At 27.7% G+C, this 11,800-nt stretch carries 13 protein-coding genes; 6 read left to right on the forward strand and 7 right to left on the reverse strand.

From position 1 onward, the window contains the following. Nucleotides 1–6: 6 nt before the first annotated feature. Nucleotides 7–1,233 (reverse strand): HD domain-containing protein, encoded by a 1,227-nt coding sequence (locus AVENP_RS04445; protein ID WP_128357411.1) that lies wholly within the window; start codon nt 1,231–1,233, stop codon nt 7–9. A 248-nt stretch (nt 1,234–1,481) separates the two neighbouring features. On the opposite strand from AVENP_RS04445, the gene AVENP_RS04450 reads away from it, so the two are divergent. Together AVENP_RS04450 and AVENP_RS04455 are read left to right on the forward strand one after the other, a co-directional pair. Next, on the forward strand, nt 1,482–2,462 hold the full coding sequence (locus tag AVENP_RS04450) for a DUF2156 domain-containing protein (RefSeq protein ID WP_128357410.1): 981 nt from the start codon (nt 1,482–1,484) through the stop codon (nt 2,460–2,462). Then, a complete protein-coding gene (locus AVENP_RS04455) occupies nt 2,459–2,872 on the forward strand; it encodes a GNAT family N-acetyltransferase (RefSeq protein WP_128357409.1) in 414 nt (137 codons plus the stop codon). The genes AVENP_RS04450 and AVENP_RS04455 overlap by 4 nt, the downstream gene beginning before the upstream one ends. An 11-nt stretch (nt 2,873–2,883) precedes the next feature. On the opposite strand, the gene rpiB is transcribed toward AVENP_RS04455, so the two are convergent. From rpiB to folD, 3 genes are read right to left on the reverse strand one after another with little or no spacing between them, the layout of a single operon-like run. Then, on the reverse strand, nt 2,884–3,339 hold the full coding sequence (gene rpiB / locus AVENP_RS04460) for a ribose 5-phosphate isomerase B (RefSeq protein WP_128357408.1): 456 nt from the start codon (nt 3,337–3,339) through the stop codon (nt 2,884–2,886). After that, on the reverse strand, nt 3,339–4,124 hold the full coding sequence (lepB, locus tag AVENP_RS04465) for a signal peptidase I (protein WP_128357407.1): 786 nt from the start codon (nt 4,122–4,124) through the stop codon (nt 3,339–3,341). The genes rpiB and lepB overlap by 1 nt, the downstream gene beginning before the upstream one ends. Beyond that, nucleotides 4,125–4,985: a bifunctional methylenetetrahydrofolate dehydrogenase/methenyltetrahydrofolate cyclohydrolase FolD gene (gene folD / locus AVENP_RS04470; protein WP_128357406.1), complete on the reverse strand. Its 861-nt coding sequence runs from the start codon at nt 4,983–4,985 to the stop codon at nt 4,125–4,127. A 155-nt stretch (nt 4,986–5,140) separates the two neighbouring features. Here folD and AVENP_RS04475 point away from each other — a divergent pair, with 155 nt between their 5' ends. From AVENP_RS04475 to AVENP_RS04490, 4 genes are read left to right on the forward strand one after another with little or no spacing between them, the layout of a single operon-like run. After that, the gene (locus tag AVENP_RS04475; protein ID WP_128357405.1) at nt 5,141–5,677 is read left to right on the forward strand and encodes a 50S ribosomal protein L25/general stress protein Ctc; all 537 of its coding nucleotides are present in this window, start codon (nt 5,141–5,143) and stop codon (nt 5,675–5,677) included. 10 nt (nt 5,678–5,687) lie between these two features. Beyond that, on the forward strand, nt 5,688–6,239 hold the full coding sequence (pth, locus tag AVENP_RS04480; protein WP_128357404.1) for an aminoacyl-tRNA hydrolase: 552 nt from the start codon (nt 5,688–5,690) through the stop codon (nt 6,237–6,239). A 1-nt stretch (nt 6,240) separates the two neighbouring features. After that, nucleotides 6,241–7,308, forward strand: coding sequence for an LptF/LptG family permease (locus AVENP_RS04485; RefSeq protein ID WP_128357403.1), 1,068 nt, complete (start codon nt 6,241–6,243; stop codon nt 7,306–7,308). A 13-nt stretch (nt 7,309–7,321) separates the two neighbouring features. Further along, on the forward strand, nt 7,322–7,768 hold the full coding sequence (locus AVENP_RS04490; protein ID WP_128357402.1) for an NUDIX domain-containing protein: 447 nt from the start codon (nt 7,322–7,324) through the stop codon (nt 7,766–7,768). On the opposite strand, the gene AVENP_RS04495 is transcribed toward AVENP_RS04490, so the two are convergent. The 3 genes from AVENP_RS04495 to tyrS form a co-directional block, all read right to left on the reverse strand. Further along, nucleotides 7,731–9,383 (reverse strand): N-acetylmuramoyl-L-alanine amidase family protein, encoded by a 1,653-nt coding sequence (locus AVENP_RS04495; protein ID WP_172664209.1) that lies wholly within the window; start codon nt 9,381–9,383, stop codon nt 7,731–7,733. The genes AVENP_RS04490 and AVENP_RS04495 overlap by 38 nt on opposite strands. A 101-nt stretch (nt 9,384–9,484) precedes the next feature. Continuing rightward, nucleotides 9,485–10,564, reverse strand: coding sequence for a nitronate monooxygenase (locus tag AVENP_RS04500; RefSeq protein WP_128357401.1), 1,080 nt, complete (start codon nt 10,562–10,564; stop codon nt 9,485–9,487). Between the two features lie 11 nt (nt 10,565–10,575). Beyond that, nucleotides 10,576–11,784 carry a tyrosine--tRNA ligase gene (gene tyrS / locus AVENP_RS04505; RefSeq protein WP_128357400.1) on the reverse strand — a complete coding sequence of 403 codons (1,209 nt, stop codon included), beginning with the start codon at nt 11,782–11,784 and terminating at the stop codon, nt 10,576–10,578. Nucleotides 11,785–11,800: the final 16 nt, after the last annotated feature.

Below are 11,800 nucleotides of genomic sequence, written 5' to 3' on the forward strand. Positions count from 1 at the left end.
TATATTCTAATCAAACTCCATTCTAACTTGGGTTTGTCCAGTTGTTCCAAATTCATAGTCGATTTGTGTAGCAATTGCTTTAAAATCAACTCCTTGAACTGTTTTTAAGCCTTTTAAAATCTCTTTTTTACCACTAATTAACTCTTTTGATTTTATTCCGTGTGAAATAGATAAGCTAGCTTCAACAAAAGCTGATAATTTATCACATTGTTTTAAAGCTAATCCATCAATTGCATTATATTTATTTGCATTATATTTTGAAACATCTTCAACTATTTGGATTTTATCTTCGTAGATTTTATTTTGAAACTCTTCTTTTATTCCATCATAAAGTCCTAAAATATAAGAGAATTCATCATGTAAAATTTCGGGAATATTAGGCAAAATATCGTCTTGTATCTTTTCTATTTCATACTCTGCAATTATGTCAGATAACTCATCAACACAATATTTTACAGGAGTTATAATATCTCGCGTTAAGGCTTCTGGTAAATCATGAAATAGGGCTGTAAAGAAGTTATTTTGTAATCTTTTATCACAAGCATTTACTTCAAGTGAAAAGAAATATCCAAAAATTGCAACGGTTAGCATATGACCAAGAACTGAAGTTTCAGGAATTCTAGGAGTTTGTGCCCATCTTTTTTGAAATCTTAATCTTCCACTTAAATCTATGATTTTTGCTAGTTTTTTATTTAGAGCAATTTTCCTCACTCCAATTAATTCATAATAATCTTCAAGTTCTTCATCAACGCTTTTTTTTACATTTTCAATATCATTTAAAAATTGACTTGTTTGATAAACAATAGAAAATTCCCATTTAGTTGCTAAATATGAAGCAGCTTTTAGAATAAATCTCTCTTTTTTATACATCTCAGGATTTGATAAATACTCTTCAAATTTTTGTAAAAAATTCCCATTATCTATATCTTTAATTGATGGAGCTAATTTTGAAATAACCCAAGAGTTAATCTCTTTTGATTTTTTTTGCAAAGCTTTTCTAAAAACATCAGGTCTAATATCTGTTACAACAACTCGTCTTAAAAACTCAAATATTCCAGCTTCGATTAAGTGTGTGAAATCTATATCTTTTTCTAGTTTTGCTATAAAATATGCAATAATAAATTTATGAGCTTGTTTGTCAAGTTCAACTAATTCAACCATTCGAGGATAGTCATTCCATCTTTGAATTGAAGCTGACGAAAAAATATAATCTATAATTCTTGGATTAATCAATTTTTATCCTTTGGCTCTTTTTTTGTATCATCAAAAAACATCATTTTTTTACCAAGTAACATTAAGCTTACAATAATAAACATCATCAAATATACTTGCCAATCACTCATAATATATGCCTTTTGAATTTTGTTTGATTATCTCATAATATTGATAAATAGGTACTTATAATAAACTTTTGAGTGATTTGATGCAAATATTAAAAACAGATGTATAATTCGCAAAATATTTCTTAAGGAAAAAATAAAATGTCAACCTTGACAATAAATAACTATACTTTAAAACACTTTGATTTAAAAGCAAAAGATACAATGGATGAGTATTTAAAACTAATAAATGTAGATGTTAGTGATTATACATTTGCAGGTAATTATATCTGGCTTTCAACGGCAACTGGATTTTATGCAATAGTAAATGAGACTTTTTGTCTATTTATTCTAAATTCAGGTGAACTCTCAATGTTATTACCACCAATTGGTAAAAAAGAGAATACATACGCTGCAATGCTTCAATGTTTTGAGATTATGAACTCACATAATAGTAATAGAAATTATTCAAAAATTGAGTATGTACATGAAGAGTTACTTGAAGGATTTGTTGATTATTTAGAAGAGGGTACTTTAGTATATGAGATGCTAAAAGATTTTATTATTGAGAAAAAGCTTGTTGATTATATTTATAAAGTTGAAGATTTAATAGACTTAAAAGGGGACTCTTATAAATCAAAAAGAAATGAGATAAATAGATTTAGAAAAGTTTATCCAAACTATAGATTAGAGATTCTTGATAAAGAAAAACATGGAAAAGAAGTTATGTCACTTTTTAATAAATGGGTACGAGATAGAACAACATATATGCCAAAAGAAGAAGTAGAAGTTTTTATGGATGGTATTTATTTTGAAAGATTTGCTATTAAAAGACTTATTAACGATTATGAAAATTTAGACATAATTGGGCTTGTAATTTATATAGATGATGAAATAAAAGGTTTTACAGTTGGTGAAAAAATTAATGACCAAACTGCAAGTGTAATTATTGAAAAAACAGATTTCGAGATTTTGGGTTGTGCCCAATTTATTTTTAGAGAGTTTACAAAAATTTTAAAAGATAAATATGCAGTTGAATATATAAATGTTGGTGATGATATGGGATTTGAAAATCTTAAAAAAGTAAAAATGTCATATCGACCAAAAAAATTAGTTCCAAAATATACGATTTATCAAAAATGATTAGTCAAGCTAAAATAGAAGATTTAAACTCTTTATACGATATAGAAAAAAGAGTTTTTAAAAATGATAGTTTTGCCCTTAGTAAAGCTAGTTTCAAATATCATATTTTAAAAAATAAAATCTTTAAAATAGAGATTGAAGAAAAAATAGTTGGATATATTTTATGGCTTGAACGAAAAGAGTATTTTAGATTATATTCCCTAGCAATTGATGAAAAGTTTCAAGGATTAGGCATTGCTTCAAAACTTTTAGAATTTAGTTTAGTAGAGTTAAAAAATAAAAATTATTCACTTGAAGTAAAATTAAAAAATGAAAAAGCTGTAAAATTATATGAAAAATTTGGATTTAAAATAAAAAAAGTTTTAAAAGATTATTATGAAGATTGTGATGGATATTTGATGGTAAAGTAGGGCATAGAAAACTATGCTCTACAACTTCCCATTTTTCCTAAAGCGTTGATTTTTTCAACCCTTCCTGCATGTCTTCCACCTTCGAATTCTGTTTTATCCCAAGATTTTATGATAGCTTCAATCATTCCATAACCAGAAACTCTCTCACCTAAACAAATAACATTTGCATCGTTGTGTTTTCTAGCCATTCTTGCACTATATTCATTGTGACAAAGTGCTGCTCTAATTCCATCAAATTTGTTTGCAGCCATACTCATTCCAAGTCCTGAGCCACAGATTAAAATTCCCATTGTTCCTTGCTCTTCTAGTACTTTTTTACAAACTTTAGCAGCATAATCAGGATAATCAACTCTATCTTTGCTAAAAGGTCCTAAATCTATAACTTCATGACCTCTTTCTTCAAAAAGTTCTTTTACATAATCTTTTATATCAATTCCTGCATGGTCTGCACCAATAAAATATTTCATTAGTAAATTCCTTCTTCTTGCTCAATCTCTAATTTATCAAAATCAATAGTTTCTTCTAATGTTTTAACACTTTTTAAAACTCTATCCCATCTAATCTCTTTGTTATCATTCCATGAAAAATAGATAAACCAAGGAGTACCAACAACATCTTTATATGGAACAGTTCCCCAAAATCTTGAATCATTCGAATGGTCTCTATTATCACCCATCATAAATGTTTCATCTTCTGGAACAATGATTGGAGACATATTAAATAATTCTGCTGGATTTAAACCATTATCTACAATTTTTTCATCGTGGTGAATTCCGGGATGGTCTTTTTTATAAGGATCAATTACCCAAAGTTTATTATCAATTTCAATAATATTCTCTTTTAGATAGTTTGCTTTTACAAACTCATTACCTTCTTTTGGATGAAGTAAAAGATGTTTGTCTTTAATTGCAACTAAATCTCCACCAGTTGCAACTGCTCTTTTTACATAGTGAATATTTTCATTTTTTGGGTATCTAAAAACTACAATATCGCCTCTTTGTGGTCTTGGACCTTCAATTAAATGTCCATTATTATTAAAATCAGGCAATACTTTTACTTCAAGCCATGGAATTCGTGGAGTTGGAATACCATAAGAGAATTTTTTAACAAAAAGCATATCTCCTATTAAAAGAGTATTTTTCATACTTCCACTTGGAATTACAAATGCTTGTGCAACAAAAAATATAATTGCAAGAACAATTACAATTGTCCCAGTCCATGAACTAGACCAGTTATATAATTTTTTTAACATTTATTTACTTTCTCTTTTATCTCTTAATTTTGCAGCTTTAAGCGTGTTTTTTAACAACATTCCAATTGTCATAGGTCCCACTCCACCAGGAACTGGAGTTATAAATGAACATTTATCTTTACAATCTTCAAAGTCAGCATCGCCTGTTAATTTACCAGTATCAAGTCTATTGATACCAACATCTATAACAACTGCACCATCTTTTATCATATCAGCTTTAAGTAAATGAGGAACACCAACTGCAATGATAACAATATCAGCTTCTTTTGTATGTGCTTTTAGATCTTTTGTTCGTGAGTTACAAACTGTAACTGTAGCTTTTGCATTAATTAAAAGTGAAGCCATTGGTTTACCAACAATATCACTACTTCCAATTACTACAACATTTTTACCACTTAATTCTATCCCATACTCTTCAAACATTCTCATAACACCAAAAGGAGTTGCAGGTAAAAAAGAATCAAGATTTGAAACCATTCTTCCTACATTGTAAGGATGAAAACCATCTACATCTTTTAATGGATCAATTGCTTCTAAAACAGTAGTTGTATCAATATGTTTTGGAAGTGGTAATTGAACTAAGATACCATCAAGTTTTGGATTTTTATTCATCATTTCAATTGTTTCTAATAATTCTTCTTGAGTAATACTATCTGGCATTTCATGAACAACAGAGTAAATACCCGCATTTTTACATGATTTTGCTTTACTTGCCACATATGTTGCACTAGCCGCATCATTACCAACTAAAATAACTGCAAGTCCTGGCGTTATTTGTTTTTCTTCAACAAGTTGTGCTACTTCAACTTTTACTTCTTCTTTGATTTTTTCAGATAATGCTTTTCCATCTAATAATATCATCGGGTTTTTACCTTATATTTTGTTTTTATTAAGGAAAGATATTATCCAAAAATCAATTAATAAAAGTTAAATATAAGATTAATAAAAACTTAAACTAATATTTAGAAAACTTTCTATATAATCCTGCCCTAAATTTAAAACAAAAAGGAAACGTTATGTTAGAGGGTATCATCAGAGATAGTATGACAAAACAAGCTACTAAAACTTTAAGAAGAGATGGATATTTAATTGCAAATATCTACGGTAAAGGTTTAGAAAATATTTCAGCGGCATTCAAAAGAAATGAATTTATCAAATTTTTAAGAAACAAAGAGACTTTAGCATTTGATGTTAATCTTGGTGGAAACATAGTAAAAGTTGTAGTTCAAGAATATCAAAAATGTCCGTTAACTTCAGAGTTATTACATGTTGATTTAATGGTTGCACAAGCAGGTGTTAAAACTTCATATAAAATTCCAGTTAAAACTACAGGTATTGCAAAAGGTCTTAAAAATAAAGGTCTTTTAATGATTCATACAAAAAGAGTACCTGTTAAATGTACTGTTGAAGAATTACCAAATAACATTACTTTAGATGTAACAAACTTAGATACAGGTGATAATATCTTAATTAGAGATTTAACTTTACCTGCTTCTTTAGAGTGTTTCTTAGATCCAAGAGTTCCTGTTGTTGGTATAATTAAAGCTAAATAGTTTTAATTTAATGCATTTAATTGTAGGTCTTGGAAATATTGGTGATAAATACCAATTAACAAGACATAATGTAGGATTTATGGTTATCGATGAGATAACCAAAAGTCTTACAACTTCTAATATTCAAAAATCAAATTTTCATTCTACACTAGAAAAATCAGCTTATGATTTATATTCAAAACCAACTACATTTATGAATAATTCAGGAATGGCTGTTCAAGCTATTAAAGAGTATTATAAATTAGATATGGAAGATATTATTGTAATTCATGATGATATAGATTTACCATTTGGAACTGTAAAGTTTAAAATTGGTGGTGGTCATGGTGGACACAATGGTTTAAGATCAATTGATGCACATATTGGAAAAGAGTATATTCGTGTAAGAATTGGTGTAGGAAAACCACAAGATAAAGCAGATGTTGCTAATTATGTATTAAATAATTTTTCAAAAGAAGAATTAAACAAACTACCCGATATAATACTACATACTATGAATGCTATAAAAGCACTAAAAAGTGAAGATATAGAACAAGTAAAAACTAAATTCACATTGAAGTAATATGAGCATATTAAGCAAATACATTTTAAAAAAATATTTAATTAACTTTATTATTGTTCTACTTTCATTAGAAATTTTTTTTGTTGGTATTGACATCTTACAAAACTTTAAATCTCTTCCTCATTCAGCTAATTTACAACTTTTATATGTTTTATATATGTCATTTTTTACATTAACATTAACATTACCATTATCAATTGTATTTGGATGGATTGTAACTTTAGTAGTATTTATTAGAAACAATGAATTTGTTGCTTTTAATGCACTTGGAGCAACTAATAAAAGAATATTCCTACCTGTTGTAAATATCTCTGTTTTATTGTTAATTGGTCTTATTATCCTTCAAATGACTCCTTTAGCATATTCAGCAGACCAAAAAAGTAAAATTTTGAATAATCAGTATTTTACAAGTACAAAAAATGATATTTTTTTAAAATATAATGACTATTACGTATATTTTAAAAAATTATTACCATTAGAAAAAAGAGCTGAAGATATACATATTTTTAAAGTTTCAGGAAAAGATGTAATTGAAACAATAATAGGTGAAAAAGCATATTTTCAAAATAATAAATGGTATGTTGTTAATGTAAAAATTATTGATAAGCCAAAAGATTTAAATATCGATGACTCAAAACTAGATATTAAATATGAGAAATTTTTGCATACTTTAGATGGTTTTAAACCAAAAATTCTTGATAATGTTTATGAAAGTAATTCTGAATTTTCTATATTTGATGCTGTTTCTGCTGTTGTTTTATTAAAGGAACAAGGGATAAAAACAGATAAAATTAGAAGTATTTTGTATAATCAAATTGTAATTCCTTTTTTTGTAATTCCATTAATATTATTGATTTTTGCTTATGCTTCTTTAAATAGCAGATTCTTTAATATTGGAAAATTTACCTCTATGTCAATTTTTGGAACGCTAATTATTTGGGGTATTTTCTTTATGTTATTTAAATTTACAAAGGGAGGAGTTATAATTCCTGAAATATCAATTTTATTACCAATGTTAATTTGGGTAATAATTTCAATGTATCTTTATAATAAAAAAATAAATTCTTAACAAGGTAAAAAAAATGAGATCTCATGTAAAGTCGTATGGGGTAGTTCCTTATTTAGTAACACAAGATAATATAAAGATATTATTATGTAAATCAGTTGCTAGCAAAGATAAATGGGGCTGTTTAAAAGGAACAAAAAACAACAATGAATCAGCTTATGAATGCGCTAAAAGAGAGTTTGTAGAAGAGTGTTCAATTGAAGTTGAAACAGCTCTTTTTGAAGATTATTTTGAGCAAATTAATATAGATAAAGATGTTGGTATTTGGTTAGTTAATGCAAATAATATTGAAAATATAGAACAGTATTTTGTAGAAGATACTTTGAAAAACAACTTTTTATCTTGGGAAAATTCAAAGGTTAAATTCTTTTCTTTGAATAATTTACCAAGAATTAAAACTAAACAAGTTAATTTAATAAAAGAGATTAAGGATTTTTTGAAAAATAAGAATCTACACCATTAGCAATTCCATTTGCTAATAGTTGTTGGTAATTCTTATCATACAATCTTTTCCCTTCAACTGGATGTGAGATATATCCTAACTCAACTAAAATAGAAGGCATTTGAGCACCTACAAGTACCCAAAATGGACCTTCTCTTACACCTGAATCTTGTATATCTTTATATTTACTTCTAGCTGATTGTAATATTCCTGCTTGAACATCAATTGCAAATTTATGTGATGCTGTGATTCTTGGGCGATTTAATGACTCTAAAAATACATCTTTTGAAGATGAACTCATCTCTCTAATATCAGATTTATTTTCTAATGCTGCTACTCTTTTAGCTCTTTCTTCTCTTGCTGGGCTTAAGAAAAATGTTTCTATTCCATCAACTTCATTCGCTTTTTCTTTAGGTACAGCATTCGTGTGTATAGACATAAATAAGTCAGCATTTTTTTCATTAGCTAAAACAGTTCTTTCCACTACTTTTATAAATACATCTTTACTTCTTGTAAGATAAACTGTATATCCTCTTTGTTTTAAAATTGCTGCTAAATATTTCGTAACATTAAGATTTATAACTTTTTCATATCTTTTATTGGGTCCTACTGCCCCAACATCATCCCCTCCATGTCCTGCATCAAGAACAATAGTTTTATTTCTTTTAATTGATGTAACTTGTTTTGCAACAACTGCAGGTAGAGCCTCTGGAATAGTATTTATTTCAGGTTCTTTTTTATCATTTGACTTATTATCAGTAGCCTTTGCACTAATATCTATACTTAATTCCCTTGATGAAAGAGAATATGTTATTTTTGGATTAGTATCATTTGAAATTTTAATTCTGACACTATCTTTATTATCTGTAACAATAATTCTATCAATATTATCTATACTTAATTTTGTTGGAGCTGTGTATTTATATTTACCAGCTACATCAAAAGTGTATTCATATTTATTACCATTTTTATTTGAAATTTGATTTATATCTTTTTTTGAATAGTTTTTATTAAATTTAACAATAATTTTATTATCATTAGAATCTATTGAACGAATAGAATTTTGTGTATCAACATTAACAGGTTCAAATTTAGGTTTAATCTCTTCTTCTTTTATTTTTGGCGTTTCTACTTGCTTTTTTTCTAAACTATCAATTGAAATAATAATTTGTCTTTTACTTATTTTATATGAAGTAGATAGATTTTTATTATTTGAAAGTACTATTCTTAGTACATCTGATTTAAATTGGCCTAATGTAATTTTATCAACACCATTAATCTTCAGTTTAGTTGGTATGGCATCTTTAAAATATCCAGTTACATCATAAACATCTCTAAATAAATTACTTTGATTTAATTCAAAAAACTTTATATAATTAGAATCAATGTCAACATTATAATCTATAACTATAGTGTTATTTGTAGTATAAACAGAATTTATTGAGAAAAGTTTATTATTAGATGATGAAGTAGTTTCTTCTTTAGTTGAGTTCTCAAGTCTTTTTGATAAAATTTCTAATTTTTTTTTATCAGGAGTGACATTTTTACCTAGTTTTTCACCAGCTGCAATTATTTTTTCTAGAGCATCAATTTTTGATTGCTCATCTTTTTCCATAACTGCTTTTAGATAATCCATTTTAGACGAACGATATTGTTGATTTAAGCTACTAATTGAGTCTGCTGCAATTAGTAGATTAAAAGTTAGAATGATTAGAATAAAAAATTTTTTAAAAATTTTTATTCTCCTTGTGTTAATTTTTCCATTAGTTCTTTTACAGAGATAATTTTTTCAATTCTATATCCGTTTGAACCTGAAAAAAATAAACCAGTATCTAAGTCACCTTTATATGCAGCACCTAATCTATCTGCAATACAATAACCAACAATCTTTGCTTCATGACCTCTATTACAAGGAGCAACACAGTTTGAAATACATTGAACTTTTGGTGCTGTTTTATTTTCCATTGAAAATTGTAAATTAGTCATAACACCACGTGCAGGAAGACCAACTGGAGATTTCATAAGTTGTATATCTTCCGCTTTTGCATTTAATAATACATTTTTAAAATTCGCATCAGCATCACATTCATAAGTTCCTATGAATCTCGTTGCCATTTGAACACCAGAACAGCCCATTGCTAAAAATTTATCAATATCATTTTTATCCCAAATTCCACCAGCTGCAATGATTGGAATATCTCCCCATTCTTTAGCTTCTTCTATTACAGGACCAATAATATTTTCTAATTGAAACTCTTCTTGAATACATTGTTCATATGTAAAACCTTGATGCCCACCACTTAATGGACCTTCAACTATTATCGCATCAGGAAGTTTATTATATCTTTTCCATTTTTTACAAATTAATTTTAATGCTCTTGCACTTGAAACTATTGGGATTAAAGCAACATCTGGAAAATCTTTTGTAAATTCAGGCATATTTGTAGGAAGTCCAGCTCCTGTAATTATCATATTTGCACCTGCTTCACAAGCATCACGCACAACTCTTCCATAATCATTAATTGCATATAAAACATTACATGCAATTGGCGCATCACCACAAATTTTTCTTGCATTTGCAAAAATTTCAAAAAGCATATCTCTACTATAAAAATTTGCAACATCTTTTGGTTTATCTTTTTTTGTAACTATATGAATATTTTCGCTTTTATTTTTATAATAACCAGTCCCAACGGCAGAAATAACGCCTAATCCACCCTCTAAACTTACATTCCCTGCTAATTGATCCCAACTAATTCCTACACCCATTCCACCTTGAATAATTGGATGCCTTATATCATACTTTCCTATTCTCACAACTAGCCTTTCTATTTTATTACTATCTTAGCGAAATTTTTTTTACCTTTTTGTAAAATATATTCACCATTTTGTAAATTTAATTTATCATCATCTATTTTTTCTTGATTAATTGACACCGCATTTGCTTTTATATCACGTCTTGCTTGTGAAGTTGAATCAACAAGTTTACAATCAACTAAAGCTTGACAAATCCAAATAGGAGCCTCAAATGTAAATTCTGGCATATCTGTTGGAATATCTTTTTTAGCGAATACTCTTTCAAATTCTTCTTTAGCTTTTTCACCTTCTCCATTACCATGAAATCTTTCAACAATTTCCATAGCAAGAGACTCTTTTACTTTTTTAGGGTGTAATGTTTCATTTTTTACACCTTCTTTAATCTCATCAATCTCTTTTAAAGATTTTGATGATAATAATTCAAAATATCTCCACATAAGTTCATCTGAAATTGATAAAATTTTCCCAAACATATCAAAAGATTCATCTGTAACACCAATATAATTACCTAAAGATTTTGACATTTTTTGAACACCATCTAAACCTTCTAAAATTGGCATCATTAAAACTGCTTGTTGTTTTTTACAGTTATATGCTTTTTGCAAAGTTCTTCCCATTAAAAGATTGAATTTTTGATCTGTTCCACCAAGTTCTATATCTGTATTCATAGCAACAGAATCATAACCTTGCAATAGTGGATATAAAAATTCACTAACAGCTATTGGAGTATTTGAAGAATATCTTTTTGAAAAATCATCTCTTTCTAGCATTCTTGCAACTGTTAAATTTGAACCTAAAGAAATTAAACCAGCTGTTCCCAATTCTTTTAACCATGTTGAATTGAATTTTACTTCTGTTTTTTTAGGATCTAAAATTTTAAAAACTTGTTCTTTATAAGTTTCTGCATTTTCTAAAACTTGCTCACGGCTTAATATTTTTCTTGTTTCACTTTTTCCAGTTGGATCACCAATTGCTGCTGTGAAATCTCCAATTAAAAATTGAACAATTCCTCCAAATTTTTGGAAAGCTGCTAATTTTTGAATAAGAACAGTATGACCTAAATGAATATCTGGAGCTGTTGGATCAAATCCAGCTTTTACATAAAAATTTTCACCTGTTTCAAAATATCTTTTTACAAGTTTTTCTATTGCTTCAATGTCGATAATTTCTGCAGTTCCTCTTTTTATCTCTTCTAATGCCTCTTGAACTCTTTTTTCCATTAATTTTTACCCTTTA

Origin of the sequence: Arcobacter venerupis, assembly GCF_013201665.1 — a bacterium.
GTDB classification, from domain to species: Bacteria; Campylobacterota; Campylobacteria; order Campylobacterales; family Arcobacteraceae; genus Aliarcobacter; species Aliarcobacter venerupis.

Bases quoted from the DNA above. Each gene is read 5' to 3' on its own strand.
- AVENP_RS04450 (WP_128357410.1), top strand. From the start codon at position 1,482: ATGTCAACCTTGACAATAAATAACTATACTTTAAAACACTTTGATTTA.
- AVENP_RS04455 (WP_128357409.1), top strand. From the start codon at position 2,459: ATGATTAGTCAAGCTAAAATAGAAGATTTAAACTCTTTATACGATATA.
- rpiB (WP_128357408.1), bottom strand. From the start codon at position 3,339: ATGAAATATTTTATTGGTGCAGACCATGCAGGAATTGATATAAAAGAT.
- lepB (WP_128357407.1), bottom strand. From the start codon at position 4,124: ATGTTAAAAAAATTATATAACTGGTCTAGTTCATGGACTGGGACAATT.
- folD (WP_128357406.1), bottom strand. From the start codon at position 4,985: ATGATATTATTAGATGGAAAAGCATTATCTGAAAAAATCAAAGAAGAA.
- AVENP_RS04475 (WP_128357405.1), top strand. From the start codon at position 5,141: ATGTTAGAGGGTATCATCAGAGATAGTATGACAAAACAAGCTACTAAA.
- pth (WP_128357404.1), top strand. From the start codon at position 5,688: ATGCATTTAATTGTAGGTCTTGGAAATATTGGTGATAAATACCAATTA.
- AVENP_RS04485 (WP_128357403.1), top strand. From the start codon at position 6,241: ATGAGCATATTAAGCAAATACATTTTAAAAAAATATTTAATTAACTTT.
- AVENP_RS04490 (WP_128357402.1), top strand. From the start codon at position 7,322: ATGAGATCTCATGTAAAGTCGTATGGGGTAGTTCCTTATTTAGTAACA.
- AVENP_RS04495 (WP_172664209.1), bottom strand. From the start codon at position 9,383: ATGGATTATCTAAAAGCAGTTATGGAAAAAGATGAGCAATCAAAAATT.
- tyrS (WP_128357400.1), bottom strand. From the start codon at position 11,784: ATGGAAAAAAGAGTTCAAGAGGCATTAGAAGAGATAAAAAGAGGAACT.